26 protein-coding genes are annotated in these 26,888 nt (G+C 70.9%); 15 read left to right on the top strand and 11 right to left on the bottom strand.

Going from position 1 to position 26,888, the window contains the following annotated elements; genetic code table 11:
• Nucleotides 1-5: 5 nt before the first annotated feature.
• Both RI211_RS06685 and RI211_RS06680 read left to right on the top strand, forming a co-directional pair.
• Nucleotides 6-722 (top strand): GAP family protein, encoded by a 717-nt coding sequence (locus RI211_RS06685; protein ID WP_315637071.1) that lies wholly within the window; start codon nucleotides 6-8, stop codon nucleotides 720-722.
• A gap of 127 nt (nucleotides 723-849) precedes the next feature.
• A complete protein-coding gene (locus RI211_RS06680; protein WP_268776501.1) occupies nucleotides 850-3,192 on the top strand; it encodes an arylsulfatase in 2,343 nt (780 codons plus the stop codon).
• 23 nt (nucleotides 3,193-3,215) lie between these two features.
• Here RI211_RS06680 and RI211_RS06675 read toward each other — a convergent pair whose 3' ends face one another.
• The 3 genes from RI211_RS06675 to RI211_RS06665 all read right to left on the bottom strand — a co-directional run bounded on the left by RI211_RS06675 (nucleotide 3,216) and on the right by RI211_RS06665 (nucleotide 8,650).
• Nucleotides 3,216-5,747, bottom strand: a complete 2,532-nt coding sequence (locus tag RI211_RS06675; protein WP_315714747.1) for a winged helix-turn-helix domain-containing protein — start codon at nucleotides 5,745-5,747, stop codon at nucleotides 3,216-3,218.
• A gap of 144 nt (nucleotides 5,748-5,891) precedes the next feature.
• A complete protein-coding gene (locus RI211_RS06670) occupies nucleotides 5,892-6,872 on the bottom strand; it encodes an FUSC family protein (RefSeq protein ID WP_315637073.1) in 981 nt (326 codons plus the stop codon).
• A gap of 107 nt (nucleotides 6,873-6,979) precedes the next feature.
• Complete coding sequence (locus RI211_RS06665; RefSeq protein WP_315637074.1) at nucleotides 6,980-8,650, bottom strand: SulP family inorganic anion transporter; 1,671 nt, start codon at nucleotides 8,648-8,650, stop codon at nucleotides 6,980-6,982.
• A gap of 180 nt (nucleotides 8,651-8,830) precedes the next feature.
• Here RI211_RS06665 and RI211_RS06660 point away from each other — a divergent pair, with 180 nt between their 5' ends.
• Genes RI211_RS06660 through RI211_RS06650 form a run of 3 tightly spaced genes read left to right on the top strand, consistent with a single transcriptional unit; the run spans nucleotide 8,831 to nucleotide 10,535 of the window.
• Nucleotides 8,831-9,217 carry an SHOCT domain-containing protein gene (locus RI211_RS06660; protein ID WP_187663776.1) on the top strand — a complete coding sequence of 129 codons (387 nt, stop codon included), beginning with the start codon at nucleotides 8,831-8,833 and terminating at the stop codon, nucleotides 9,215-9,217.
• 38 nt (nucleotides 9,218-9,255) lie between these two features.
• Entirely contained in the window at nucleotides 9,256-10,089 is an 834-nt protein-coding gene (locus tag RI211_RS06655) for a mechanosensitive ion channel family protein (protein ID WP_315637075.1), read from the top strand.
• Between the two features lie 44 nt (nucleotides 10,090-10,133).
• A complete protein-coding gene (locus RI211_RS06650) occupies nucleotides 10,134-10,535 on the top strand; it encodes a RidA family protein (protein ID WP_315637076.1) in 402 nt (133 codons plus the stop codon).
• A 1-nt stretch (nucleotide 10,536) separates the two neighbouring features.
• On the opposite strand, the gene RI211_RS06645 is transcribed toward RI211_RS06650, so the two are convergent.
• From RI211_RS06645 to RI211_RS06630, 4 genes are read right to left on the bottom strand one after another with little or no spacing between them, the layout of a single operon-like run.
• Nucleotides 10,537-11,613, bottom strand: coding sequence for a DNA polymerase IV (locus RI211_RS06645; protein WP_315637077.1), 1,077 nt, complete (start codon nucleotides 11,611-11,613; stop codon nucleotides 10,537-10,539).
• A gap of 39 nt (nucleotides 11,614-11,652) precedes the next feature.
• Nucleotides 11,653-12,504 carry a CPBP family intramembrane glutamic endopeptidase gene (locus RI211_RS06640; RefSeq protein WP_315637078.1) on the bottom strand — a complete coding sequence of 284 codons (852 nt, stop codon included), beginning with the start codon at nucleotides 12,502-12,504 and terminating at the stop codon, nucleotides 11,653-11,655.
• Nucleotides 12,501-13,226 carry a tRNA (guanosine(46)-N7)-methyltransferase TrmB gene (gene trmB / locus RI211_RS06635; RefSeq protein WP_187663771.1) on the bottom strand — a complete coding sequence of 242 codons (726 nt, stop codon included), beginning with the start codon at nucleotides 13,224-13,226 and terminating at the stop codon, nucleotides 12,501-12,503. The genes RI211_RS06640 and trmB overlap by 4 nt, the downstream gene beginning before the upstream one ends.
• Before the next feature lie 41 nt (nucleotides 13,227-13,267).
• Nucleotides 13,268-14,107: a DUF3097 domain-containing protein gene (locus RI211_RS06630; RefSeq protein ID WP_187663770.1), complete on the bottom strand. Its 840-nt coding sequence runs from the start codon at nucleotides 14,105-14,107 to the stop codon at nucleotides 13,268-13,270.
• A gap of 122 nt (nucleotides 14,108-14,229) precedes the next feature.
• On the opposite strand from RI211_RS06630, the gene RI211_RS06625 reads away from it, so the two are divergent.
• The 4 genes from RI211_RS06625 to RI211_RS06610 all read left to right on the top strand — a co-directional run bounded on the left by RI211_RS06625 (nucleotide 14,230) and on the right by RI211_RS06610 (nucleotide 18,369).
• Nucleotides 14,230-16,260: a TPM domain-containing protein gene (locus RI211_RS06625; protein WP_315637079.1), complete on the top strand. Its 2,031-nt coding sequence runs from the start codon at nucleotides 14,230-14,232 to the stop codon at nucleotides 16,258-16,260.
• Nucleotides 16,261-16,319: 59 nt separating this feature from the next.
• Complete coding sequence (locus tag RI211_RS06620; RefSeq protein ID WP_187663768.1) at nucleotides 16,320-17,063, top strand: PspA/IM30 family protein; 744 nt, start codon at nucleotides 16,320-16,322, stop codon at nucleotides 17,061-17,063.
• A gap of 62 nt (nucleotides 17,064-17,125) precedes the next feature.
• Nucleotides 17,126-17,929, top strand: a complete 804-nt coding sequence (locus tag RI211_RS06615; RefSeq protein ID WP_315637080.1) for an arginase family protein — start codon at nucleotides 17,126-17,128, stop codon at nucleotides 17,927-17,929.
• Entirely contained in the window at nucleotides 17,926-18,369 is a 444-nt protein-coding gene (locus RI211_RS06610; protein WP_315637081.1) for a Fe-S oxidoreductase, read from the top strand. The genes RI211_RS06615 and RI211_RS06610 overlap by 4 nt, the downstream gene beginning before the upstream one ends.
• Before the next feature lies 1 nt (nucleotide 18,370).
• Here RI211_RS06610 and RI211_RS06605 read toward each other — a convergent pair whose 3' ends face one another.
• Genes RI211_RS06605 through RI211_RS06595 form a run of 3 tightly spaced genes read right to left on the bottom strand, consistent with a single transcriptional unit; the run spans nucleotide 18,371 to nucleotide 20,082 of the window.
• On the bottom strand, nucleotides 18,371-18,841 hold the full coding sequence (locus tag RI211_RS06605) for an SIP domain-containing protein (protein WP_315637082.1): 471 nt from the start codon (nucleotides 18,839-18,841) through the stop codon (nucleotides 18,371-18,373).
• 33 nt (nucleotides 18,842-18,874) lie between these two features.
• The gene (locus tag RI211_RS06600; RefSeq protein WP_315637083.1) at nucleotides 18,875-19,609 is read right to left on the bottom strand and encodes a tyrosine-protein phosphatase; all 735 of its coding nucleotides are present in this window, start codon (nucleotides 19,607-19,609) and stop codon (nucleotides 18,875-18,877) included.
• Nucleotides 19,606-20,082, bottom strand: a complete 477-nt coding sequence (locus RI211_RS06595; protein WP_315637084.1) for a carboxymuconolactone decarboxylase family protein — start codon at nucleotides 20,080-20,082, stop codon at nucleotides 19,606-19,608. Before RI211_RS06595 ends, RI211_RS06600 begins: the two co-directional genes overlap by 4 nt.
• 177 nt (nucleotides 20,083-20,259) lie before the next feature.
• Between RI211_RS06595 and RI211_RS06590 the strand changes: the two genes are divergently transcribed.
• The 6 genes from RI211_RS06590 (at nucleotide 20,260) to RI211_RS06565 (ending at nucleotide 26,193) form a co-directional block, all read left to right on the top strand.
• Nucleotides 20,260-21,177 carry an alpha/beta fold hydrolase gene (locus tag RI211_RS06590; RefSeq protein ID WP_315637085.1) on the top strand — a complete coding sequence of 306 codons (918 nt, stop codon included), beginning with the start codon at nucleotides 20,260-20,262 and terminating at the stop codon, nucleotides 21,175-21,177.
• Nucleotides 21,178-21,269: 92 nt separating this feature from the next.
• On the top strand, nucleotides 21,270-22,787 hold the full coding sequence (locus RI211_RS06585) for an ABC transporter substrate-binding protein (RefSeq protein WP_315637086.1): 1,518 nt from the start codon (nucleotides 21,270-21,272) through the stop codon (nucleotides 22,785-22,787).
• A gap of 16 nt (nucleotides 22,788-22,803) precedes the next feature.
• Nucleotides 22,804-23,754, top strand: a complete 951-nt coding sequence (locus RI211_RS06580; protein WP_259955117.1) for an ABC transporter permease — start codon at nucleotides 22,804-22,806, stop codon at nucleotides 23,752-23,754.
• Nucleotides 23,751-24,620, top strand: a complete 870-nt coding sequence (locus RI211_RS06575) for an ABC transporter permease (RefSeq protein WP_315637087.1) — start codon at nucleotides 23,751-23,753, stop codon at nucleotides 24,618-24,620. Before RI211_RS06580 ends, RI211_RS06575 begins: the two co-directional genes overlap by 4 nt.
• Nucleotides 24,617-25,408, top strand: a complete 792-nt coding sequence (locus RI211_RS06570) for an ATP-binding cassette domain-containing protein (protein ID WP_187663759.1) — start codon at nucleotides 24,617-24,619, stop codon at nucleotides 25,406-25,408. The genes RI211_RS06575 and RI211_RS06570 overlap by 4 nt, the downstream gene beginning before the upstream one ends.
• A complete protein-coding gene (locus tag RI211_RS06565; protein ID WP_315637088.1) occupies nucleotides 25,405-26,193 on the top strand; it encodes an ABC transporter ATP-binding protein in 789 nt (262 codons plus the stop codon). Before RI211_RS06570 ends, RI211_RS06565 begins: the two co-directional genes overlap by 4 nt.
• Nucleotides 26,194-26,272: 79 nt before the next feature.
• Here the strand turns inward: RI211_RS06565 and RI211_RS06560 are convergent, their stop codons facing one another.
• Entirely contained in the window at nucleotides 26,273-26,887 is a 615-nt protein-coding gene (locus RI211_RS06560) for a GNAT family N-acetyltransferase (RefSeq protein ID WP_315637089.1), read from the bottom strand.
• Between the last annotated feature and the right edge of the window lies 1 nt (nucleotide 26,888).

Here is a 26,888-nt window from a genome sequence, read left to right as displayed (position 1 = left end):
GGCGGATGGGAGAGCTCATCGTCTCGTTGCTCCCGGTGGTCCTCGGGGTCGTGCTCAGCCCGCTCGCGATCATGGCACTTGTGGCGGTTCTGGTCTCCCGGCACGCCCGCAGGAACGGCATCGCCTACCTGCTCGGCTGGCTTCTGGGGTTGAGCGGTCTGCTGATCGTGTTCCTCTGGGTGTTCCGCAGCGCGGTCGGCCACGAGCAGTTCGAGCCCCCGCTCTGGGTACCCCTGGTACGCCTGCTTCTGGGCCTCTTCCTCACCGGCGCTGCGGTCTGGGTGTACCGAAAGGGACGGGCGCGCATCGCAGCGATGGCCGGCGCCACCTCGCCACGAGAGGTCGTCGCCGCCTCGCCCCAGCTTCCGGGGTGGCTGCATTCCGTGGAATCCTTCCGGCCAGGGCGCACCTTCCTGCTCGGCCTCGCCCTGTTCGTGCTCAACCCCGTCGATGCCTCGTGTGCCGTCATCGCCGCACTCGACATCTCCGTGGCCGCGGTCGGCCCCGCCGCGACTGTCGCGGTGACCCTGGTGTTCGCCGTGCTGGGCACCCTTCCGATCGCCCTCCCTGTGCTGTTCGTCGTCGTGCGCGGAGCGGCCGCCTCCCCCGCGCTGGAACGCCTGCGCGCCTGGGTCGCCGGTAACACGCACATCCTCAACGCGGCCATGCTTCTCGTGATCGGGGTGCTCCAGCTGGACAAGGCGCTCACCGCCCTGGCCTGACTCGATGGCGCGTTCGCGCGCGAGCCGGAGATCACCCGGATGAACGCGTCCTGGGACGCGTGACCCGGAAGAGTGACGGCAGTACTGTGCGGGGAAAGGCGGTTCGGCAGAGATGAAGGAGATGGACATGGCCCGTGACTTCCAGGGCAGGATCGAACTCGACGTCCGCGATTCGGAGGCCGACTGGGAGGCCTTCCTCCCGGCGAAGCCACGAGAGGGAGCACCCAACGTCCTCGTCGTCCTGTACGACGACACCGGCATGGCGGCGTGGTCCCCGTACGGCGGACGCATCAACATGCCGACCATGGATCGCCTGGCGCAGAACGGTCTGACCTACTCCCAGTGGCACACGACGGCGCTCTGCTCGCCGACCCGCTCGACGTTCCTCACCGGGCGCAACCACCACCTGAACGGCTTCGCGACGATCTCGGAGTCGTCCACGGGGTTCCCCGGATACAACTCCCACATCCCCGACTCGAACACGACCATGGCCCACGTCCTGCGCGATGCCGGCTGGTCGACGTTCTGGGTGGGCAAGAATCACAACGTCCCGATCGACGAGTGGACGGCCGGCGCCTCCAAGAAGCACTGGCCGCTGGCGCAGGGCTACGACCGCTTCTACGGCTTCATCGGCGGTGAGACCAACAACTGGTACCCCTCCCTCGCCGAGGACAACCACTACATCGACCAGCCCGCCCTCCCCGAAGACGGCTACCACCTCTCGAAGGACCTCGCCGATCAGGCGCTGTCGATGATCCGCGACGTCAAGCAGACGGAGCCGGACAAGCCCTGGTACCTCTGGTTCTGCCCCGGCGCGAACCACGCCCCGCACCACGCCCCGCAGGAGTACATCGACAAGTACAAGGGCATGTTCGACGACGGCTACGAGGCGTACCGCGAGTGGGTGCTGGCCCGGATGATCGAGAAGGGCATCGTCCCGGAGGGCACCGAGCTCACCCCGCTCAACCCGATGCCGGAAGGCTCGTTCTCGGCCGCCGACGAGGTACGCCCGTGGGACTCCCTGGACGCCGAGGAGAAGGCGATGTTCTCGCGCATGGCCGAGGTCTACGCCGGATTCAGCGAGTACACCGATGCCCAGGTCGGCCGTATCGTCGACTACCTCGAGGAGTCGGGACAGCTGGACAACACCCTCATCATCTACTGCGCCGACAACGGCGCCTCCGGAGAGGGCAGCCCGAACGGCTCGGTCAACGAGGGCAAGATCTTCGGCGGGTACCCGGACGACGAGGCCGAGAACCTGCGCATGGTCGACAAGCTCGGCTCCCCCGACACCTACAACCACTACCCGACGGGCTGGGCCGCCGCCTTCTCGACGCCCTACAAGATGTTCAAGCGCTATACATACCAGGGCGGCGTCTGCGATCCGTTGGTGATCCACTGGCCGGCCGGCATCAGCGCGCGTGGAGAGGTCCGTCATCAGTACCACCACTCCACCGACATCGTGCCGACGATCCTCGAGGCCTGCGGCGTCGAGTTCCCAGAGGTGTACAACGGCATCGAGCAGACGCCGTTGTCCGGCGTCTCGATGGCGTACTCGTTCGACGCGGCGCCGGAGGCACCCACGGAGAAGGAGACGCAGTACTACGAGATGTTCGGGCAGCGCGGCATCTGGCACCACGGCTGGAAGGCCGTCACCGTCCACGGCCCGATCAGCGGCACGGGGCACTTCGACGAGGACGAATGGGAGCTGTACCACACCGACGTCGACCGCGCCGAGGCCGTCAACCTCGCCGCGGAGCACCCGGACAAGCTCGAGGAGCTCAAGGCGCTCTGGATGGAAGAGGCGAAGGCCAACGCGGTGCTCCCGCTGAACGACCTCCAGATCATCGGAAACCCGAAGGACTTCGAGACCTTCGTGGCGATGGAGTTCCATCAGCCCGCGCCGCCCTCCGGCCGGTTCGTCTACTATCCGGGGACCAGCGAGGTGCCGGAGCGGTCGGCGGCGAACACCCACGGCGTCTCCTTCAAGATCGCGGCGGAGGTCGAGTTCACGCCCGACACCGAAGGCGTCATCTTCGCGCACGGCTCCCGGTTCGGCGGCCACGCTCTGGTGGTCAAGGACGGTCAGATCCATTACGTCTACAACTTCCTCGGGATCCCGCCGGAGGACCGCATCTCCGGCCCCGCCCCCACTTCCGGGAAGCACATCATCGGGGTCGATTTCGTCAAGGAGGGCATGGGCGAGTACCGGGAGGGCGTCGGGCCCGCGCGGCTCTACATCGACGAGGAGAAGGTCGACGAGAAGCAGATCCGCACGGTCCTCGGTCACTTCTCGCTCTGCGGGGAGGGCCTGACGATCGGACGGGACAGCGCCGACCCGGTGTCGTCCCTGTACGGATACGGATTCGACTTCCGCGGCGGGAGCATCGCCCAGGTCGTGTTCGACATCGCCGACGACGCCTATCTCGACCTGGAGGCGCACCTGGCGGCCGCCATGGCCCGCGACTGACGGCCGGGCGGCCGCCCCGGTCCTCAGAGCAGTCCGAGGGCCTGGGCGGCCGCCGTCACCCCGTCGCGGTCCGAGACGCCCAGCTTGCGATAGATGTTGCGCACGTGCGTCTTCACCGTGTTCGGCGAGATGTACTCCTGCTGTGCGATCTGGCGCAGCGTGGCGTTGCGGCTCAAGGCGCTCAGCACGATGCGCTCGCGCTGCGTCAGCTCCTCCTCGACGAGGACCCCGGCGGCGGCGAGCCGCTCTCGCACCCGATCGGCGAAGTGCGTGCGCGCCCCGGCCGTCGCCCGGGCCGCGAGCAGCCGCGACACGACGGGTCCCGCTTCTGCGATGCGGCGCACATGGTCCTCCGGCTCCGCGAGGGCGAGGGCGGTCGCGAGCGCCAACTGCGCCCGATCCGGCTCCCCGTCGTGCACGTCGAGCTCGGCTTCCACCAGCCACGCGTCGATCATCGAAGCAGGAAGCAGACACGGGGTCGCCCCCTCCAGCACCGACGCCAGCGCACCCCGGGCGATGCCGTCCCGGCGGTCGTGCACGGCGGCGATCGCGCGGAGCACGAGCACATCCCCCGTATCGCCGAGCGCGTCCTCCATGTCGGTGATGAAACGGTCACGGAGCGTCGGCTCCCCGAGCCGGTCGAAGGCATGGACGGCGAAGGGCCCCATCACGGCGTACCAGTGCGGCGGAAGCGGCAGATCATCACGGGGGGTCAGGGTGTCCAGGAGCCGCACGGCCGCCTCGCGGGGATCCGCGGACCGGTCCGCCTCGAGCAGCCCGCGCATCCCCTGCAGGCCCCGCGCGATCGCGGTCTCTCCACCGTCGGCGATCACCCGCGCCGCCGTGTGCAGGGTCTGCGCCTCGTCGACGGTCTGCATGCCCTCGTAGGGTGCCCAGAAACGCCAGACCCGCGTCACCTCGAAGAAGGGATTGTCCGGCTCGTCGAACTCGTGCCAGCGGCGCTCGAGAGCGGTTCCCGCGACGATGGCGTCGCGGAGCCTCCCGCGGAACAGCACGCCGGTGGCGAGGACAGCTTCGGCCTGCAGCTCCGCCGCGCGCGCCCCGATCGCCCGCGCGAGATCCCCCGCGAGTCGCGCGGTCGCCTCCGCCTGATCCAGCCGTCCGATGTAGAGCTCCGCCGTCGCGGCCTCCAGGAGGGCGTAGGTGTCGAGCTGCTCCTCTCCGCTGAGGCCGCGGAGGGCGGCGCCCGCCCCGTCGAGCGCCTCGGCGATCCCGCCCCGGCGCAACGCGGTGTGGAGTTCGATCCCGTGCCGCCACCGACGGTCGACGTCGGACTCCCCCGCGTCGACGGACGGCACGATCACGGCGGCTGACGGGTCCCCGCAGGACAACTCCGCCGCGGCGATCAGCATCCGCACCGTCGGCACCGATCGCAGGGCAGCCGGCAGCTCCGCCATCACCTGCCGCACCGCGTCCGCGCGGCCGTCCAGCACGAGCTGCATCCCACAGCGCCGCAGGACGCCGGTCGTGCAGGCCGTCTCCCCACCGCGGACCGCGTGCCGCAACGCGAGGAGAGGCTCCTGTCGCGCGGCGAACCAGTCCGCCGCCCGACGGTGGAGCTGCTCCTCTCGGTCGGGGCCGCCTTCCCGCAGCCGGCCGAGGAGGAACTCCCGCAGCAGTGGCGGATAGTGGTAGCGGGGCGGGTCCGCGGCGTCTGGTCCCGCGAGAACGGTGAGGCGGAGCAGCCGGTCGATCAGGGCCGTCACGGCCCCGGCTTCCGAGAGCACTGCGGCGAGTTCGGCGGTGAAGGTCTCCACGACCGCCGTCGCCTCCAGGAAAGACCGGAGCTCGCCGTCCAGGTCGCCGAGGACCTCCTCGACGAAGTAGTCCGCGACTCCGGGGGCGTCTCCGCGGAGCGGACGGGAGAGCACGGTCTGCGCCCCCGCGGCGTCGAGCATCATGAGCTGCAGGCCGGTCGCCCATCCCTCGGTTCGGGAGAGCACGGAGCTGATCTCCCCCTGGGAGAGCCGGATACCCCGCGTGCGGAAGAACGCCCTGACCTCGGTCGGGTCGAACGCGAGCGCGCGGGCGTCCAGTTCGAGCGCCACCCCCGCGATGCGTCGACGCGCCAGAGGGATGGCTCTCGTCCCTCGTCCGGAGAGCACCACGTGTACGTTGCCCGGGGCGTTCTGCACGAACGTCGAGATCAGCTGCGCGGTCTCCTCGTCCTCCACACGGTGCACGTCGTCGACGACGATGACGATGCGCCCCCTCGCCTCGCTGAGGGCCCGGGCGAGCGCCCGCGCCGTGGCCGCGGACCGCAGGGAGGACACCTGGGACAGCGCGTCCTGCAAGCCGGGATCGTCGATCCGCTCGAGGGCCGCACGCACGAGCGGCAGGTCCGCCTCCCCGCGCTCCAGCGCCACCCACACGAGCGCGATCTCCGCATCGGCGCGGAGATCCTGCGCCCACTGCAACAGCAGCCTGGTCTTCCCTGATCCTGCCGGCGCGCTCACGAGCGTGAGCGTCCACGGCCCGTCCATCGCGGCCGTCAATCGCGAGAGCAGGCGCTCGCGACGAACCTCGCCCTTCACCGCAGCGGGTAGGGGACTCTCGTCCGTTCCCGCCCTCCGTACATTGTGCAGCACTCGAAACCCCCCGATTTCGATCTTGCTCCCCCTCGCGGGCAGTCTATTGCAAGGTGGGAGCGGTCCCGCAAGAGGTATCGCGGACCGGGCTCACTCGGTGACGCCGGCGCGCACCGGCCGTCGGATCGCCAACAACGCCGGCACCAGCGCCCCGAAGAACAGCGCGAGGGCCACGCCCAGGAACGTCTCGAGGGTCCGCTCCAGGAAGCGCGCGGTCGGCGACTCGGCCGATGTCGACAGCAGCAGGGTGAGGACGAGGAAGGTCGTGAAGGCGGGGGCGACATACCACCGGCTCTCCTGGACCGCGCCGAGACACCCCAGCACGACGCCGATCGCGAGGCCGATCACCGCACCACTCGGAGACAGCAACGCGAAACCGGCGGCCGCCAGCGCTCCGATGAGCACCGACGCCGCCCGACCGACGCTGCGGAGGACGAGCTGCCCGCGCACGGGACGCATCACGAGCAGCACGGCGCCCGTCGCCCAGCCCACGTGCTCGACCCCGGTCGCGAAGCCGATGGCGGCCGCCGTCCCCGCGGCGGCGCCCAGGAGAATCCCGTAGATCAGCAGGGCTCGCCCCTTGGGCATGGCCGCCGGGGCCCGCGCACCCGCCCCGTGCTCCGGCCACAGAAGCGCGATGAGCCACGCGTAGATCGAACCCGTGACGATCGCGCCGGCCAGAAGGAGCGTCGTCGAAGACAGGGGGAAGCTCAGACCGATCCCGACCATGGGCAGGACAAGGGTCAGAGCGAGCTGTCCGGCGCGCTCCCGCGCGGCGAGCATGCTGGCCAGCACCGCCAGCACGGCCAGGGCGAGCACGGCGAAGATCGGTACGAGGGAGAGGGTGGCGCCGAGCAGGAGCCCCAGCGCCACCAGCGCCCCCAGCACCGGGATCGCCGAGCGGGCCCGCCGCCGCGGGGGCAGTCCGATGACGGCCGCGGGCAGGACCCCGATGCTCAGCGCCAGCGCGAGAGCGGGGTCGAACGGTGCGACCGCGATCGGAGGCACGGCGTACAGGACGCCGAGACCGAACCGCGACCACCGCCACGTCAGTCCCCCGCGCGCCGCCATCACCGTCTCGCTCTCCGGTTCCGCCTGCGGTCGGGCATGCTCTCCCCCGGTATCGATCGCCCCACGGATCCCTCGTGCCGTCAGCCTAGGCAGGCGATGACCGCGCGTCACCGCTCGTCGGGCACTTCACCCGGGTGAACGCCCCCGCGCTCCTCCCGATCCGCCGCGGCCCGGAGCCCGACATCGACGGCAGGGTGCACGCGCCCCGCCTCCACCAGCCCGGCGTACCAGGGGGTCCGCGCCGCGACGACGGCCGCCTCCTCCGGCAGAGCCGCGAGGTGGAGCTGCACGCCGAGTTGAGCCAGCTCCCGGTCGAGCGCCTCCAGGGTGTCGAGCACGGTGATGGACATCACCACCTGCTGCGGCAGCCCGAGCACGAGCGTCCGCACCGGCTCGGCCTGAGCCGCGACCGTCTGGACGATGAGCCGCTGGTTGGCGAGCGCGTTCGCGGTGTACAGCCCCCGTTCCGGTTCCAGACCGAGAGCACTCCCCCTCCGCCCCACGACCCGGACCCGGGGGATGTTGAGCTCCCGCAAGACGAGGACGAGGGTCACCACGACCCCGACGGCCACCGCAGGAAGGAGTCCCGCCGTGAGGCCGATCGCCGCGACCGCGGTCGCGACCCAGAAGTCCACTCTGCTGATGCGCGCCCACCGCACGAGCTCGGGGATGTTGATGAGTCCGGCCACCGCCGTGAAGACCATGGCGGCCAGCGTCGCCTCCGGCAGCAGGCTGAGCACAGGAGCGAGGAAGAGCGCGACCAGGACGGCCAGCGCGACCGTCGTCAGCGTCGCCAGCTGGGAGCGGGCGCCGGCTCCCTGGTTGACCGCGCTCTGCGAGAATCCGCCTGCTGCGGGCATGGCCGCGAAGAATGCGCCGACGGTGTTCGCCGCCCCGGTCGCGAAGAGCTCCTGGTCGCTGTCGATCTGCGGCTCCGTAGCCTGGCGCAGGCTGCGCGCGACGGCAGCGGACTCGAGGAAGGCCATGACGGCGATGGCGAGTGCTCCCGGCACGAGGGCCGCGGCCTCGGACAGGTCAGGGATGCCCGGAACGGGCAGACCACCGGCCACCGGGGCGATGAGGTCGACCCCGAGTTCATCGATCCCGCCGACCCCGACGAGCAGCATGCCGGCCGCGACGACGACGAGGGTGCCCGGCACCCGCGGAGCGAAGCGCTTGAGGAGCAGGAGGGTGGCGATGGATCCGGTCGAGAGGAGCAGTGTGGGGACGTTGACGCTGTCGAACGCCCCTCCCACGGCGACCAGGGACCGGAGGAAGCCGTGGCCGGAGAAGTCGAACGACTCCCCGAGGAGTTTCGGCAGCTGGCCCACGGCCACCGTCGCCCCGACCCCGATCTTCAGTCCGAGCACGGTGGCTCCGCTGATGTTCTCGACGAGCGAGCCCAGGCGGCACGCCCGCGCCAGCAGCAGCACCGCCCCCACCAGGAGGGTGAGCATCATGAGCGCGCCGAGAGCGTCGTCCGACCCCGCAGCGACGCCCGCCGAGACCAGCGTCGTCGCGGTGAGGGTGGCGATGGTCGAGGTCGTCGAGACACTCATCGCCCTGCTGCCGCCCAGAAGAGCGTAGACGAGCATCGGCACGATGCACGTGTAGAGGCCGACCTGCACCGGGAGGTCGGCGATCGTCGCGTAGGCCATGGCCTGCGGCACCACCACCGCACCCGCGGAGAGGCCGGCGAGGACGTCCCGCACGATCCACCCGCGCTGGTAGCCGTCCAGAGTGCTCAGCAGCCAGGACGGTCTGCGCACTGCGCTCATCGGGGCTCCCTCCGCCGTCGAGGGAAGCGTACTGCCGACGCTCCGGCGGCGTCCGGCCGAGGACGCGTCGCGGACCCGAGTCACCCGGGTGAACTCCCCACGGAACCGGTGCGGAGGATCACGGCCGCCGGTATGTTCCGAGCGTGCCCCGGCGACGGCGGCACCGAGAAAGGAGCAGTCATGGGATTTTGGGCATCGTTCTGGGACATCATCTGGTGGTTCCTGTGGATCTTCGCCTTCACCGCGTACCTCTTCGCTCTGTTCGCGATCATCGGAGACCTGTTCCGCGACCACAAGCTGAGCGGCTGGTGGAAGGCCGTGTGGATCCTCTTCCTGATCTTCGTGCCGTTCCTCACCGCCCTCGTCTACCTCATCGCCCGCGGCAACGGCATGGCCGAACGCAGCAGCGCCGAGGCGCGTCGGGCGCAGGAGGCCGCGAACGCCTACATCCAGCAGGTCGCCGGCAGCAGTCCGAGCGAGGAGATCGCTAAGGCCAAGGCACTCCTCGACGCCGGCACCATCACGCCGGACGAGTACTCCCTCATCAAGGCGAAGGCGCTGCAGTAGGCCGCGGCCGACCCCCACCATCGCGAGGAGCCCGCGGCATGGACCTGCAGGATCTGCTGCCCACCGACATCGACTGGTGGCAGCTGCTGCTCGCCCTGCTCGTCACCCTCGCGACCTGGATCATCTCGCGGTTCGCACGCCGGGGCACCACAGCCCTGCTCCGGCGTGCCCCCGGGATCTCCGCCGCCGTCGGGACGGCGATCGCGCAGTTCGTCGGCTACGCCATCCTCCTGCTGGGCTTCGGCATCGCGCTCGCGATGCTCGGCGCCAACGTCCAGCCTCTGCTCGCGATCGTCGTCATCCTCGGCATCGTGGCGATCCTCGTCCTCCGCGGCGTCGCCGACAACTTCGCGGCCGGTGTGCTGCTGCAGGCACGGCAGACGGTCCGCATCGGCGACGAGATCGTGGTGGAGGCCCTGGATTCGGTCATCGCCGGGACCGTGACCGAGCTCAACGCCCGCGCGGTGATCCTGCACACCGTCGACGGGCGCACCCTCCACATCCCCAATGCGCGCCTGCTCTCGGATCCCGTCGTCAACGACTCCACCCATGGCGCCCGGCGCAGCGAGGTGGAGGTGCGGGTCCGGCGGGACGGGACGACCGGGATCGATGATCTGCTCGCGCCGCTCGTCGACGCGGCCCGGACGGCGGAGGGCGTGCACCGGCACGAGGGCGTGCGGGCACTCGTGGTCAGCGTGAGCGCAGACCGGCTGACCGCGCGGCTGCAGTTCTGGCACCACCCGCTGCACGGTGCCGTGGTGAGTGCCGCGGTCGTGATCGCGGTCTTCGATGCCCTCGGCGGCCTCGGCACGACCGGCACGGTGACCAGCGTCCCGGCCCCACCACCGCTCGTCCCGTCCGACCCCGTGTGAGACCAGGGGTGCGCGATGTCGGTGCCCTCGGGCATGATCTGCGCATGGACATCACCTTCCTGCAACCGGACGGCCTCGTCCGCAGCCCTGCCTTCAGTCACGCCGCTGTCGTCCCGCCCGGGGCGACCACCGTCTACATCGGAGGGCAGAACGGCGTCGATGCCTCCGGTGCCGTCGTCTCCCCCGACGTGGCCGCGCAGTCCCTTCGCGCTCTCGACAACGCCCGAGTCGCACTGGAGTCCGCGGGGGCGACGCTCGACGACGTCGTGAGCTGGACCATCCTCATCGATCAGGAGGCAGATCTGCGCGCGGCGTACGGCGCCGTGGCCGCCACGCTCGCCAGAGAGGGCGCCCCGCCCCTGGTGACCGCCGCCCGGGTGGCGGGCCTCGGCGTGCCCGGAGCGCTCATCGAGGTGAGCGCGATCGCCGCGATGGTCCGCGACTGAGTCAGATGCGACCGCGCACGGGGGTGCGTTCCGCGCCGTCCGGCTCGTCGGGCATGGTCATCTCGGCACGGACACCGAGCAGCCGCACTTCCCGGTCGGGGTCGAGGGTCTCGCCGAGAGCGAGTGCCATCGCGACCACGTCCTCTCGTTCCGTCGTGGGGGCCGGGAGCTTCCGGCCGAAGGTCTTCGTCTCGAACGGCGCATACCGCACCTTGAGGTGCACCCGCGTGACCGGGCGCCCCTCGGCGGCGCAGTCGTCGAACGCGTGCCCCGCGAGCTCCCGCAGCGCGTCCTGCACCGCCTCAGGCGTCGTCAGATTCTGCTGATATGTGGTCTCCCGACTGTGGCTCCGGGCCACCCACGGGGTGTCGTCGACGATCCGTGGCCCCAGCCCCGAGCCCAGACCCAGATACCACCGCCCCATCTTCGGACCGAACTCCGCGACCAGCGTCTCCTCGTCCGCGGCCGCCAGCTCGCGCACCGTCGCGATACCGTGGGTCGCCAGCCGCTTCTGCACCTTCGGTCCCACGCCCCACAGGTCACGCGTCGGCCGGTCGCCCATCACCGCGAACCAGTTGTCGGCGGTCAGCCGGAAGACCCCCCGCGGTTTGCGGAACTCGGTCGCGATCTTCGCCCGCACCTTGTTGTCGCCGATGCCCACCGAGCAGTGCAGGCCGGTGGCCTCCTCCACCGCCCGCTGGGCGGCCCGCGCGACGCCCTCCGGATCATCGGTCGCGACTCCGAGGAAGCACTCGTCCGATCCCACCACCTCGAGCACCACGTCCGGCAGTGCACGCAGCGCGGCCATCACCTCGTCCGATGCCCGCTCGTACTCCGCGTGATCGACGGGCAGGAACACCGCGTCCTCCGGCGCCTTCCGCGCCGCGATCTTCAGGGGCATGCCCGACCCGATGCCGAACGCGCGGGCCTCGTACGACGCCGTCGAGACGACGGCCCGCTCGGTCGGATCACCGCGTCCCCCGACGATGACCGGACGGCCGGCCAGCTCCGGACGGCGCCGCACCTCGACTGCCGCGATGAACTGATCCATGTCGACGTGCAGCACCCACTCGGTCATGCATCGAGTGTGACCGCTGACGACCGCGAAGTCACCCCGTCAGACCAGGAAGATCGGCAGGAGCCCGGGGTTGTGGGCGTGGACGAGGACGGCGAAGACCACCGCATCGAAGAGGAGGTGCACCGTGACGACGTAGGCCAGCGAATGGGTGCGGAGGAAGATGAACCCCTGCAGCAGCGCGAACGGGATGGTCAGCAGCGGCCCCCACTCCCGGTAGCCGAGCTCCCAGAGGAAGGAGACGAAGACGACGGCCTGCAGCACGTTCGCCAGCGCATCGGGGAAATGGCGACGCAGCAGCGCGAAGACGGTGCAGATGAAGAACAGCTCATCCCAGATACCGACCGCGCCGACGCCGACGAACAGGCGCGCGATGAGATCGGGCGTGTCCACCACGGGCCAGTTCTGATAGACGCCGCTGGTGATGAAGTAGAAGGGCAGGATCAGCCAGCCGAGCACCAGCACCGCGACGAGCCAGCCCCAGTGGAGCAGTCCCCAGCGCTGCCCGGTCCGCCAGGGGAACCGGATCGCCCGGTCGCGGAAGACGAACCGCGAGAGCAGATACGGCACGAGCACCGCACCGCCGAGCGCGAGGGTGAAGCGCAGCATGGCCAGGTTGTCGAGCTCCGCCGCGAGCGGGATGACGCTCACGATGAGCATGCCGAGCGCGATCAGCGAGAGGTCACGGGTGAGCGAGGGCCGCCGGGATCCGTCGGCCCCGGTCAGCGGCTCGCCGCGGCGCTCCACGAGCAGGGCGGCACCGACGCCCAGCGCCAGCAGCAGCCAGCCGAGCCAGGGCAGCGCCACGACGAAGAAGGCCGGGGCGGCCGCGCACACCAGCGCCGCGGGGACGAGGCGCACTCCCACGGGCGCACTCGGAGAGGCCTCCGTCATGCACGATCCCGTCGGCGGTACACGAGATCGCGGATGTCGCGGCCCTTCGCACGGCCCTTCCGCTCGAACGCGGTCATGACGCGGCCGTCGAACCGCTCGGCCCAGTCGCCCTCGAAGGCCCGCTCGAACAGAGGCTCGGCGTCGAGCACCTCCCGCATCTGCAGTGCGTAGTCCTCCCAGTCGGTCGCGAGCCGGAGGAGGCCGCCGTCGCGCAGCGCCCTGGCGGCCGTGTCCCCGAATCCCGGGCGCACCAGGCGACGCTTCGTGTGGCGCTTCTTGTGCCAGGGATCGGGGAAGAAGATCCACACCTCGGCCGCCGCTGCCTCCGGCAGGTACGAGGAGAGCACCTCCGGCGCATTGGCCTCCACGACGCGGAGGTTCTGTGCACCCGCGCGGTCGGCGTCGAGCATGGTCCGGGCGAGCCCCGCACGGAAGACCTCCACCGCGAGGAAGTCGTCGTGCGGACGGCTCGACGCGGCGGCGACGATGGCATGCCCCTGGCCGGACCCGATCTCGACGAAGAGATCGGCCTCCCGGCCGTACTCGGCGGCGACGTCCAGCCGCGCCTCGGGGTGCACGGAGGTCCATGCCACCGCGCGCGGGACATCCAGCAGATAGTGCGGGGCGAGATCGGTGAAGGCGCGCTCCTGCGCCTCGGACATCCGGCCGCTCCGACGCACGAAGGACACCGGTTCGTCGCGGAAGGTACGCGGTTCGGGCATGGATCCAGGGTAGTCGCCGGCGGTCCCGCGGCCGGACGCGGTCACCCCGCGGGCGCGGTGACGAAGTCGATCAACTCCTCCACCCGCCCGAGGAGCGCGGGCTCGAGGTCGCGGTAGGTCGTGACCTTCGACAGGATGTGCTGCCAGGCCCTCGCCGTGTCGGCCTGGGTCTCGTGCGGCCAGCCGAACGCGCGGCAGATGCCGGTCTTCCAGTCGACGCCGCGCGGGATCTCGGGCCATGCCGCGATGCCGAGTGCCCGAGGGGTGACGCACTGCCAGACGTCCACGAACGGGTGGCCCACGATGCGGACGTGCCGGCCGTGCGGGCCGCGGGCGACCGCCTCGGCGATGCGGGACTCCTTCGACCCCGGCACGAGGTGGTCGACGAGGACTCCGTACCGCCGTCGCGCACTCGGGGGCTCAGCGGCGAGGAGCTCGTCGAGCAGATCCACGCCCTGCAGGTACTCGACGACGACGCCCTCGACGCGCAGGTCGGCGCCCCACACCTTCTCGACGAGCTCGGCGTCGTGCCGCCCCTCGACGAGGATGCGGCTGGGCAGCGCCGTCCGCGCCCGCTGATCCGCCACCGCGAAAGATCCGGAGGCCGTGCGACGGGGTCCCTGTGCGGACGCCGCCGGGGCGGCGAGGCGGACCGGAGCTCCGTCGATGAGGAAGCCGCCGCCGAGGGGGAACAGGCGCCGCCGCCCGAGCCGGTCCTCGAGCTCCACGGTGCCGCCCTGCACCTTGGTCACGGCGCCGCAGAACCCGTCCGCCGCGACCTCGACCACGAGATCGACCTCCGCGGGCACCTGCGGCACCGGCTTCGCGCCGCGCTCGCGCCAGCCCGCCGCCAGCACGTCCGATCCGTACCTGTCGTCCATGCCTTCCAGCGTATGTGCCTCCGCTGAGGGCGAACGCCGAGACGCGCGCGAGTGCTGTCGCGTGTCGTACCCAGTGCATAGACTCGACACATGGGGCTCGGCTGCCGGTCGGAGGGAACACGATGACGAAACGGTGGCTGACGCTGGGTGCTCTGGCCCTCGCGGTCGCGACGGGTGCGCTGTCCGCCTCGGCGGCGTCCGCGACCGATCCGCTCACGCTCGACTCCGGGTACGTCACCGATCAGGCCGACATCCTCTCCCCCGCCGAGGAGGAACAGGTCGAGTCGCGCCTGCAGGAGCTCACCGACAACTCCTCCGCCGACCTCTTCGTCGTCCTCGTCGACGACTTCACCGACCCGAGCGACAGCGTCGACTGGGCCGATCAGGTCGCGAACGACAACCGGCTCGGCCCCGAACAGTACCTGCTCGCGATCGCCGTCGAGGGCCGCAGCCTCTACATCTCCGCGGACTCCTCCGGACCGTTGAGCGACGGGCAGCTCGCCACCATCGAGGACGCCATCGCCCCGCTCGCCGGCAGCGGCGACTGGGTCGGCGCCATCACACGGGCCGCGGACGAGATCCAGGGGGACGGCGGCGCCGGAGCGCTCCGCGTCACGCTGATCATCGTCGGGGTGGTCGCGGCCGCCCTGCTGATCTGGCTCGTCGTGGCCCTGGTCCGTCGCTCGCGCCGCAACGCGGCCATCCGCGAGCGGGGCGCCATGCCGGAGACCCCGGACCCCGCCGATCCGTTCTCCACGCTCACCGATGCGCAGGTGGAGCAGCAGGCCGGCGCCGCGCTCGTCCGCGCCGACGACGCCATCACCTCGAGCCGGGAGGAGCTGGGATTCGCCGTGGCGCAGTACGGCGAGGGCGCGACCGCGGAGTTCTCCCGCGCGGTCGACGAGGCGAAGGCGAAGATCGCCGAGGCGTTCGACCTCCGACAGAAGCTCGACGACGAGATCGAGGACTCCGTCCACGACCGGCGCGCGTGGCACATCCGCATCATCCGGCTGGCGGACGAGATCGACGACATCCTCGACGACAACACCGAGGCCTTCGACGAACTGCGCAAGCTGCAGGAGAACGCGCCGCAGGAGCTGGAGCGCGTGCGTCGGGAGCGCGACCAGCTGATGCCGCTCCTCGCCTCCGCCGCACCCGCGCTCGCTGCTCTCTCCGGAACGTACGACCAGAGCGCGCTGGCCACTGTGGCGGACAACCCCGCGCAGGCTCAGGAACGTGCGGCACTGGCGGATCGCTCGATCGATGCGGCGGCTCAGGCCCTGGCCGCCGGCCGCAGCGGAGAGGCCGCCTTCGCGATCCGCACCGCCGAACAGGCGGTCGCACAGGCCGCGCAGCTCGTCCAGGCGATCACCGCCCTCGGCGCCGAGCTGTCCGCTATCGAAGCGCAGGCGCAGGCCCTCGTGGCGGAGCTGGAGGCCGATGTCACCGCAGCATCGCAGCTCCCCGATCCGACCGGCGCTCTGGCCGCCGCGTCCGACGCTGTCACCGCGCAGTTGCGGGCGGCGCACCAGGATCTCCTCGGCACGCCGCGGAACCCGCAGCGGGCCCTGGACGCGCTCACCGCTGCGAACGCCCAGATCGACGGCGCGATCGCCCAGGGGCGGGAAGCCGTGGACCGCGCGCGTCGCGCACAGCAGCTCCTCGAGCAGACGCTCGCCCAGGCCGGGTCGGAGATCCGCGCTGCGCGCGACTTCATCGAAACGCGTCGGGGGACGGTGGGTTCCACCGCCCGCACCCGGCTCGCTGCGGCGGACGCCGCCCTCACCCAGGCGCTCACCCTGCGCACGACCGAGGTGGAGCGCGCCCTCGCCGAGGCGCAGCGCGCCCTCGGTCTCGCGCGCGAGGCCACATCCGCGGCGGAGGCCGACCTGCGCGCGTACTCCCCCGGCGCCTACGCGGACGACGGCTGGGGCGGAGTCTTCGGCGGCTCCGGGTCCCGCTCCACCGGCTCCGGCATCGGCGGGGACATCCTCGGCGGGATCATCGGCGGACTGCTCGCCGGCGGCGGGGGCGGCGGCTCCTCGCGGCGCAGCAGCGGCTGGCGCTCCTCGGGCGGCTTCCGCAGCTCCGGGTTCGGCGGCGGCGGATCCCGCGGTGGCGGACGAGGACGGTCCGGAGGTCGACGCTTCTGATCCCTCGCACAGACACATACGCCAAGCTCTCGAAGACGCCCCTCTGAAAGGAACCACGCATGACCAAGCAGTCCATCTTCGGACGGATCTCCACCCTCGTCCGCGCGAACATCAACGCCCTCCTGGACTCTGCGGAAGACCCGCAGAAGATGCTCGACCAGCTCGTCCGCGACTACACCAACAGCATCGCCGACGCCGAGTCCGCCATCGCGGAGACCATCGGCAACCTGCGGCTGCTGGAGCGCGACCACGAGGAAGACGTGCAGGCGGCCACCGAGTGGGGCAACAAGGCCCTCGCCGCCAGCCGCAAGGCCGACGAGATGCGCGGCTCGGGCAACAGCGCTGACGCCGACAAGTTCGACAACCTCGCGAAGATCGCCCTGCAGCGCCAGATCAGCGCCGAGCGGGAGGCGACGAGCGCCGAGCCGCAGATCGCGGCTCAGACCGAGATCGTCGACAAGCTCAAGAGCGGCCTGAACGGCATGAAGGACAAGCTCAACGAGCTCAAGAACAAGCGCAGCGAGCTCCTCGCCCGCGCCAAGGTCGCCGAGGCGCAGACCAAGGTGCAGGACGCGGTCAGCTCGATCAACGTGCTCGACCCCACCAGCGAGCTGGGACGGTTCGAGGACAAGGTCCGCCGCCAGGAGGCTCTCGCCCAGGGCAAGGCGGAGCTGGCCGCCTCGAGCCTCGACGCCCAGTTCGAGAGCCTCGAGGACCTCGGGGAGCTCACCGAGGTCGAAGCGCGCCTCGCCGAGCTGAAGGCCGGCGGCAGCGCGCCGCGACAGGCGCTCGAAGGCAACTGACATCGTCGCGGATGCCCGGGCGCACGCCCGGGCATCCGCCGTTCCGTCTCCGGGAGGTCTCCATGGTGCGTTTCCTCGTCGTGCCGCAGTGGCAGGGTTCACCCGCCGCCCGCGCGATGCTCCTCGTCGACGGCGCGTCGGCCATCGCGGGCGATCTGCCGCGTGCGGCGACGACCGTCCTCGACGTCCCCGTCGAGGCGGGGGAATCGCTGGGTACGGGCGTCCGACGACTCAGCGCGCTCGCGCGGACCCGGGAGCTCGTGGCCGGGCATCTCGAAGCCGGAACCGTGCTGATCGGCGGCGACTGCAGCATCACCGTCGCCGCACTCGACACGCTCCCCGGAGGCACTGACGACCTCGCGGTGGTCTGGTGCGATGCGCACGCCGACCTGCACACTCCGGACACATCACCCTCCGGTGCGTTCTCCGGCATGGCGCTGCGCGCCGTCCTCGGTGAGGGAGAACCGCAGCTCGCCCTCTCCCCCGGCATCCCCCGGGACCGCGTCGTCACCGTGGGCGTCCGGAACGTGGACGACGCCGAGACCGACGAACTGGACCGCCTCCGGGACCTCGGGGTGGCCGACCTGGACGACCCGGGGGCGCTCGCCGACGCCGTGCAGGCCACGGGCGCCCAGCGTGTCTGGGTCCACGTCGACGTCGACGTCCTCGATCCCGCGACCTTCACCGGGGTCTCCGCTGCCGTCCCCTTCGGCGTCACCCCGACGTCTCTGAGCACGGCGATCAGAGAACTGCGGGCCCGCGTCCCCTTGGCGGGGGCGACCATCGCGGGCTTCGCGCCCCGTACGCCCGCCGACGCGGTCGACGATCTCGGCGCGATCCTGCGCCTCGTCGGAGCCGTCGCATGAGTCCCAGGGCGGGCTGGGAGACGATCGCGGCGGAACGCCTCGCCCGCGGGCGCCGGGCGGATCGCCGCATCCCCTCGTTCCTGCTGCGCTCGCCGATCAGCCGACTGGGCTACCTCTGGGGAACGGCCGTCGGCTGGATCTGGGGCACGCTGTGGAGCACCGGTCCGATCGAACGGCGCGGCGGACTCTGGGTCTTCCGCGGCATGCCGCGGTGGACCTTTCACCGCGGCGGCGTCTGCGTCGGCGGGTGCTTCCTCACCGGCGACGCGCGGCCGACGGACGCGGTGCTGCGCCACGAGGCCGTCCACAAGCAGCAGTGGTTGCGCTACGGCTTCCTGATGCCGGTGCTCTACCTGTTCGCGGGACGGGACCCGCTGCGCAACCGCTTCGAGATCGAAGCAGGACTGGAAGACGGCAACTACGTGCGCCCCACCCGCTGACTCAGTTCTCGACAGGAAGCAGACCGAAGCGCTCCGGCACGCGGATGCGGTGCGTGGCGACGCCGAGGCGGTCGGTGAGGTGCTCGACGATGTCGGCCGTGCCGAGGTAGCCGCCGAGCAGTGTGACGTGCGTCTCGACCTCGTCATCCAGCAGCATCTCGTCAGCCCATGCGCACGTGGCTCGGGCCAGCGCCTGACCTGGGGTGCAGCCGCGCCCACTGCCCGGGGCTCCGGAGCGCGCCGAACGCGCGAGCCAGGTGACCGTCATGCGGCCCGGCGCATGGATCACGCCGATGTCGGAGGCATCGGGAACCTCGATGAAGATGCGACCGGACGCACAGAGCGGGAGAGTCGCGAGGAACGCCTCGAGGTCGAGCAGCGAATGCTCGTCGGCGGTGACCAGGTGGTGTGCGCGACGGCGCGCCGCGCGGCGTGCCGCACGCGTGCCCCGGGTGTCGAGCGTGGTGTCCATGGTGATCCCATCGTACACCAAGCGAAGGCTTGCCTAACCTTCGGCGGCGGCATCCTCCGACACCGGCTCGACGAGCGCATCGCGCAGAGCGGCGAGCTCGTCATCCGTCATGCCGTTCGCGCGCAGATAGCCGGCGGCCGACCCCCACCGTTCGTCCACTTCCGCGAGCAGACGACGCATCACCTCGGCCGGTGAGCGGGTGGCGAGATCCACGGCGTGCACCGCCTCGGGATGCTGCGACCGCAGGTACGCGGCGATGCGCCGTGACCGTTCGGCCGGCAACTGCGACTCGGTGAGAGCGTAATCGGCGATGACGGCTTCCCTATCGGCGCCGACCGCCGAGAGCGCCAGCGCCACCGTCACCCCCGTGCGGTCCTTGCCCACGGTGCAGTGGACCAGCGTCGGCTCCCCCGCGGCGATCACCCGGACGGCGGCGACCAGCCGCTCGCCACTCTCCTCCAGAAGATGCAGGTACAGGTCGTCGAGACTCGTGTCGGACGCGAAGAAGGAGCGCACCGACCCGAGGAACAGCGGAAGGTGGGTCGTCTCCGGGCCCTCGATCTCGCTCGGTTCCGCGGCGACCTCCTCGCCGTCGCGGAGGTCGACGATGCGGCGCACCGCCGACCGCAGGCGCGCGGCGCCGTTCGTCGTCGCCGTGGAGAGCTGACCGGACCGCAGCAGAACGCCGTGGCGGATGCGTCCACCCGCCGCGGGGATCCCGCCGACGTCCCGGACGTTGGTCACGCCCTCGACGTCGAGGACCGTCACGCGCCCGCCTGAGAGCCGCGCGGGGGCACCGGGTAGCGCCCGGCGATGACGATGCGGTTGAAGGCGTTGATCGACACGCACGCCCAGCTCAGCGCGGCGTACTCCTTCTCCGTGAAGACGCTCCCCACCAGGTCGTAGACCTCGTCCGAGATGCCGTCCTCCGCGATGAAGGTGAAGGCCTCGGCCAGCTCGAGCGCGGCACGCTCGCGATCGCTGAACACACCGCTCTCACGCCACACGGCGATCTGGCTGATCGTGTCGACATCCAGCCCGGCGGCGACCGCGCGGTCCACGTGGATCCGCGTGCAGTAGCTGCACCCGTTCAGCTGCGAGCAGTGGATCATGACGATCTCCTTCAGCCGATCGTCGATCCCGTTCTCGGCACAGATCGTGCCGACCGTCTTCGAGAAGGCGTCGAGGGCCTGATAGGCCGCAGGCTCCGTCTTGGACAGGTGCACGCGCTGTTCGCTCATACCCCCATGATATTCCGGCGAGTGCGCGGGAGAGCGGCACCCCGAGGGGAGGTCGAAATGCAGATCGACAAGCATGTTGCGCAAAATCTGAGCTGAACGCACACCGAATACCGGTGCTGAATTGTCGATGTGCTCTCGCATTTCCCGTGGCGGCGATTTCGGGCGCAGAATAGCCGCGTGGCGATCGACAGCAGCGAGTTCTCCTATCTTCCCGCACAGGCCGATGCTCTCGGCGTCCCGCTCCCGACGGTGGAGCGACTGACCCTCCCCCTTCCCGACGGCCGGTCCGTGAGCGCGCTGCGCTTCGGCACCGAGGCCCCGCGCATCACGCTCCTGCACGGCGCGGGGCTGAACGCCCACACGTGGGACACGACGGCGCTGGCGCTCGGACAGCCGCTCCTCGCGATCGACCTCGCCGGCCACGGCGACTCCGCCTGGCGTGACGATGCGGACTACTCCCCCCGCACCCTCGCCGCGGACGTGGTCGCCGCGCTGGACGCATGGACGTCCCGGCCGCAGGTGCTCGTCGGACAGTCTCTCGGCGGGCTCACCGGCGCCGCTGTCGCCGCGGCCCGACCCGACCTGGTGGCGGCGCTGGTCGTCGTGGACATCACCCCCGGCATCGATGTCTCCGCCGGCCCCGCCGCCCTGCGCGAGTTCTACGCCGGCCCGACGGACTTCGCCAGCCGTGCGGAGCTCGTCGACAAGGCGATGGCCCTCGGATTCGGCGGCACCCGCCCCGAGACGGAGCGCGGCGTCTTCCTCAACACGCGCGTGCGTGCAGACGGGCGCGTGGAGTGGAAGCACCATTTCGCGCACCTCGCGGCGGCCGCGCTGGCCGCTCACGACCCCGGCACCGCGGCGGCCCCCTCGGTGCTGCACGAGACCGGCTGGGATGATCTGGCGGCCGTGGCAGCGCCCGTCACGCTCGTCCGCGCCGAGCGCGGCTTCGTCAGCGCTGCCGATACGGAGCAGTTCCAGCAGCGGCTCCCCGACGCCCGCGTCGTCGTGCTGGACGCCACGCACAACGTGCAGGAGACGGCACCTCGTGACCTCGCGGCACTCGTCGCCTCCGCGGTCACGGCCGGAATATGACGTTCCGTTCCGCACCCGCCCCGCATAGCTCTGCCCGACCCTAGGCTCGTCCCACCGGCACACAGCACCTGCCGCACCGAGAGGAAACACCCATGTTCCGACGTCATCGACGCCTCGCGCTGATCTCCGCGCTCGCGGCCACCGCCGTGATCCTCAGCGCCTGCTCCGGCTCCGCCGCGCCCGCCCCGTCCGCGGGCGGCGAGCCCGACCCCGACGCCACCCTGCACGTCGGTCTCGTGCTCGAACCCACGAACCTCGACATCCGGCACACCAGCGGCGCCGCTCTCGAGCAGGTCCTCATCGACAACATCTACGAAGGACTGGTCAGCCGCACGCAGGAGAACGAGATCGTCGAGCGGCTCGCCTCGGACTACGAGGTGTCCGACGACGGCCTCACCTACACGTTCACCCTCAACGAAGGCATCACCTTTCACGACGGCTCGCCCCTCACCTCCGCCGACGTCGTGGCGTCGTACGAGACCGTCCGCACCGACACGACGGTGCAGGGCAACGCGGAGTTCGCGTCCGTCGCCTCGATCTCGGCCCCGGACGCCACGACCGTCCAGATCGTGCTGTCGGAGCCGAACCAGAACTTCCTCTTCTCGCTCACCGGCCCGGCCGGCCTCGTCTTCAAGAAGGGCGACACCACCGACCTCAAGACCGCGGAGAACGGCACCGGGCCCTTCACGCTCACGCGCTGGAACAAGGGCAGCACGATCACCTTCGCCCGCAACGACGAGTACTGGGGCGAGCCGGCCGGCGTCGCCGAGGTCGAGTTCCAGTACATCCCCGACTTCACGGCCGGAGTGAACGCCGCTCTCGCCGGCGACGTCGACGTGCTCACCGCTGTGGACCCCAACCTTGCTCCCCAGCTCGAGGATTCGGGCGACTTCGCGCTCACGACGGGCCGCACGACCGACAAGGCCACGCTCGCCTTCAACAACAAGAAAGCCCCGCTGGACGACGTCCGGGTGCGAGAGGCTCTGCGCCTGGCGATCGACCACGACGCGCTCATCGAGGCCGTCGGCGCCGGCACCCCGCTGTACGGTCCGATCCCCGAGCTCGACCCCGGCTACGAGGACCTCTCCGACGTCATCTCCTACGACCCCGACCGGGCGAAGGAGCTGCTCGCCGAGGCCGGCCAGGAGGATCTCGACCTCACCCTGACGATCCCGTCGTTCTACGGCACCACCGTGCCGAAGGTCCTCATCTCGGACTTCGACAAGGTCGGTGTGAACCTCGAGGTCGACTCCGTGGAGTTCCCGACCTGGCTCGAGGACGTCTACACCAACAAGGACTACGACCTCAGCTTCGTCCTGCACGTCGAGCCGCGGGACTTCGGCAACTTCGCCAATCCGGACTACTACTTCGGCTACAACAACGCCGAGGTGCAGGACCTCTACGCGCAGGCGATGGCGGAGGTCGACGCGGACGCCTCCGCGAAGCTCCTCGCCGAGGCGGCCCGCATCGTCTCCGAGGACCACGCGGCCGACTGGCTCTACAACGGCCAGACGATCACCGCCGTGAGCCCGCTCGTCAGCGGCTTCCCTGAGGACTCGATCAACTCGCGCATCGACCTCGCGGGTGTGACCGTCTCCGCGGCGAGCTGACGACGGCCGACTCCCCGTGCTGCGTTACGCGCTCGTCCGAGGGGCCCTGCTGATCGCGGGGCTCCTCGTGTCGAGCGCGCTCATCTTCCTCACGCTGCGGGTCTTCCCCGGCGACGTCGCGCAGCTGATCGCCGGCACGCAGGCCTCGCCCGCCGAGGTCGAGGCCCTGCGGGAGTCACTGGGCCTGAACCAGCCCCTGCTCGTGCAGTACACCGACTGGATCGCCGGCATCCTCCGGGGCGACCTCGGCACGTCGTTGCTGTCCGGCGCATCCGTCGGCGAGGAGCTCCTGCTGAAGGCGCAGGTGACCGTCCCGCTCGGGATCATGTCGCTGGCGATCGCCGTGCTGATCGCCGTCCCCTTCGGGATCCTCGCCGCCCTGCGGCGCGGCCATCGCGACGGTACCGCCCTCAGCGTCGGCGCGCAGGCGCTCGCGGCGGTGCCCGTCGTCTGGGCGGGCATGATGCTGATCGTGGTGTTCTCCGTGTGGCTCGGCTGGCTGCCGCCCCAGGGCTTCCCCCGCACCGGATGGTCCACGCCGGGCAGGGCGATCGAGGCGCTGCTGCTGCCCGCCCTCACCATCGGCATCGTCGAGGGGGCCATGCTCATGCGCTTCGTGCGCAGCGCGACCCTGCAGGCGGCCGGGCAGGACTTCGTCCGCACCGCGGCCGCCAAGGGACTGACCAAGACCCGCGCCCTCATCCAGCACGGCATCCCCGCGGTCGGGCTCTCCATCATCACGGTCCTCGGCCTCCAGGTCGCCGGGATCATCGTCGGCTCGGTCGTGATCGAGCAGTTGTTCACGCTTCCGGGCATCGGCCGCATGCTCGTGACCGACGTCGGCACCCGGGATCTCGTCAAGGTGCAGAGCGAGCTGCTCGTGCTGACCGGCTTCGTGCTGGTGGTCGGCTTCCTCGTGGATCTGCTGCACCGGGCGATCGATCCTCGACAGCGGGAGGCCGCATGAGCGCGCGCTGGTTCCCCCGGCTGTGGCGGACCTCGACCGGTCGCTTCGGGCTGATCGTCATCGCCGTCGTCGCGCTGGCGGCCGTCGTGTCGCTCTTCTGGACGCCGTTCGACCCGCGGGCCACGAACATCGGCGACCGCTGGCTGCCGCCGAGCTGGCCGCACCTGCTCGGCACGGACGACACCGGTCGCGACATCCTGAGCCTGCTCATGGCCGGGGCGCGGACGACCGTGTTCGTCAGCGTGGGTGCCGGACTCGTCGCGACGCTCGTGGGCATCGCCCTCGCCGCCCTCGGCGCCCTGACCACCCGCCTCGTCCGGGAGACGGTGGCCGTGCTCGTCGACATCCTCATCGCCTTCCCCGTGCTGCTGATCGCGATGATGATCTCGTCGGTGTGGGGCGGTTCGCTCTGGGTCGTGATCTGGGCGGTGGGGATCGGGTTCGGCGTGAACATCGCGCGGGTCACGCGTCCGGAGCTGCGCCGCGTACAGCAGAGCGACTTCGTGCTCGCGGCGCGCGCGTCCGGCCTCACCCCCGCGCAGAACCTCGTCCGTCACCTCCTCCCGAATGTGGCGCCGGTGTTCATCGTGCAGCTGTCGTGGTCGATGGCCGTGGCCGTCCTCGCGGAGGCCGGCCTGTCCTACCTCGGGTTCGGCGCTTCGGTCGTGGAGCCCAGCTGGGGGCTGCTGCTCGCCGATCTGCAGCGTTACATCGGTGTGCATCCCCTCACGGTGATCTGGCCCGGACTCACCATCACCCTCACCGTGCTCGCCCTCAACCTGCTCGGAGACGGGCTCCGCGAGGCCACGGATCCCACGCTGCGGCACCGCGCCGCCGAGACGCACACACCGGCGGTGGTCGCATGAGTCTGACGGTCGAGGATCTCGTCATCGAGATCGACGGACGGCGCGTCGTCGACGGCGTGTCGTTCCAGGTGCCCGACGGCGCGCGCCTCGGCGTGATCGGCGAGTCGGGCTCCGGCAAGTCCCTCACCGCGCTCGCCGTCCTCGGGCTCCTGCCGGACGGGGCGACAGCGCACGGGAGCATCCGGTGGGACGACACCGAGCTGATCGGGATGCCGGACCGCGATCTCGCCCGGCTGCGCGGCGACGACATCGGCATCGTCTTCCAGGAGCCGCGGACCGCGCTCAACCCGATCCGCACCGTCGGCCGCCAGATCGCGGAATCCATCCGCATCCACGAGGGCCTCGGGCGGCGCGAGGCGCGCGACCGGGCGATCGCCGAAGCCGCCCGCGTGCGGCTTCCCGACCCGGAGACCATCGTCGACCGGTACCCGCACCAGCTCTCCGGGGGTCAGCGGCAGCGCGTGGCGATCGCGATGGCCCTCGCCTGCCGTCCGCGGCTGCTGATCGCGGACGAACCCACGACCGCCCTGGACGTGACGATCCAGGCGGAGATCCTGTCGCTGCTGCTCCGGCTCGTGGCCGACGAGGGCATGTCGCTGCTGTTCATCACGCACGACCTCGCGGTGCTGTCCCAGGTGGCGACCGCGGGCGTGGTGCTGGAGCACGGTCGCGTCGTCGAGAGCGCCCCGGTGTCGCGGCTGCTGACCGCGCCCTCCTCACCGGTCACGCAGGGCCTGCTGCGGGACGCGACCGCGACTCTCTGGCGTCCCGACGGAGGCACGGCATGAGCCTGATCGAAGCACGAGGGCTGCGGCGGGACTTCGTCCTGCCGGAGCGGACGGCGTTCGAGCGCACGCGGCGGCAGACGGCGCTGGAGCCGACCGACCTCGACGTCCCCGAGGGCGCCTCCGTCGGGATCATCGGCGAGTCCGGATCCGGGAAGTCGACCCTCGTGCGGCTCCTGCTCGGGCTCGACCGTCCGACCGCGGGGAGCGTGTCGATAGACGGCCGGACCGTCGATGCCACTGCCTCCGCACGATCGCTGCACTGGTTGCGCCGGCAGACCGGACTCGTCTTCCAGGACCCCTACGCCTCGCTCGACCCCCGGATGACGGCCGGGCAGATCGTGCGGGAGCCGCTGTGGGCGCTCGGCATCGACGGAGATCATCGCGCCAGGGTACGAGAGGTCATCGCCCAGGTCGGCCTCGACCCCGAGATGGGCGACCGCTACCCGCACGAGTTCTCCGGCGGGCAGCGGCAGCGGATCGCCCTCGCCCGCGCGCTCGTCCATCGTCCGCGGATCCTCGTCGGCGACGAACCGCTGTCGGCGCTGGACGTCACGGTGCGCGCGCAGATCCTCGAGCTCCTCGCGGAGCTGCGGGTCGCGGACGAGTTCACGCTGCTGCTCGTGTCCCATGACATCGGTGTGGTGCAGAACCTCTGCGACACGGTCGTCGTCATGAAGGACGGCCGCATCGTCGAGCGCGGTCCGACCCGTGACGTCCTTCTCCACCCGTCGGCGGACTACACCCGCACGCTGCTCTCCGCGATCCCCGTCATCCCCGACGCCTGATCGTCGACCCACCCCCTTGCGTGCCTCCCACCCCGTTGCGCGCGTCCGCAAGGGGCCGGGGCGCACACAAAGGGGTGGGTCAGCGCGGGAAGAGCGAGAGGCGACGGCGGGGGCGGGACGGGCGCAGGGCTCGGCGCAGGTAGACGGTGCCCAGGTCACGACCGAACTTCCGGCCGACCCGCCCCATGCGCCCGGCCTCCACGAAGCCGAGCTTCTCGTGCAGCCGGATCGAGGCGTCCGCCCCTTGATCGCTGACGACGGCGACCATCTCGCGGAGCCCGCGCTGTTCGCAGGCGTCGATCAGGGCCTGCAGGAGAGCGGAGCCGAGTCCCTTCCCCGCCGCGCCCGGCCCGAGGTAGATGGAGTCCTCCACCGTGTACCGGTAGGCGTTCTTCCCGGCCCATGGCTGCGCGAGGGCATAGCCGAGGATCGCGCCGGAGGGCGACACCGCCACGAGGAAAGGCAGCCCGAGCCGCTCCAGGAGCTCGAACTTGTCTCTCCAGTACGGGATGCTGCTGCGGCGCTCGTCCAGAGTGACGGCCGAGTTGCTGACGAAGTGGTTGTAGATCTCGCGCACGTGCGGGAGGTCTGCGGCCCTGGCGGGGCGGATCGCGTACGAGAACGTGTCCGGTGCGGCGGCCGGTCGCAGATGACGCGGGAGAACGCGACGACGGTCCCCGGGCTCGAACTGCATG

Source organism: Microbacterium meiriae, from assembly GCF_032364335.1.
GTDB classification, from domain to species: domain Bacteria; phylum Actinomycetota; class Actinomycetes; order Actinomycetales; family Microbacteriaceae; genus Microbacterium; species Microbacterium meiriae.
The sequence above is the reverse complement of the archived record's forward strand: the minus strand, read 5'-3'. Positions and strand labels throughout refer to the sequence as shown.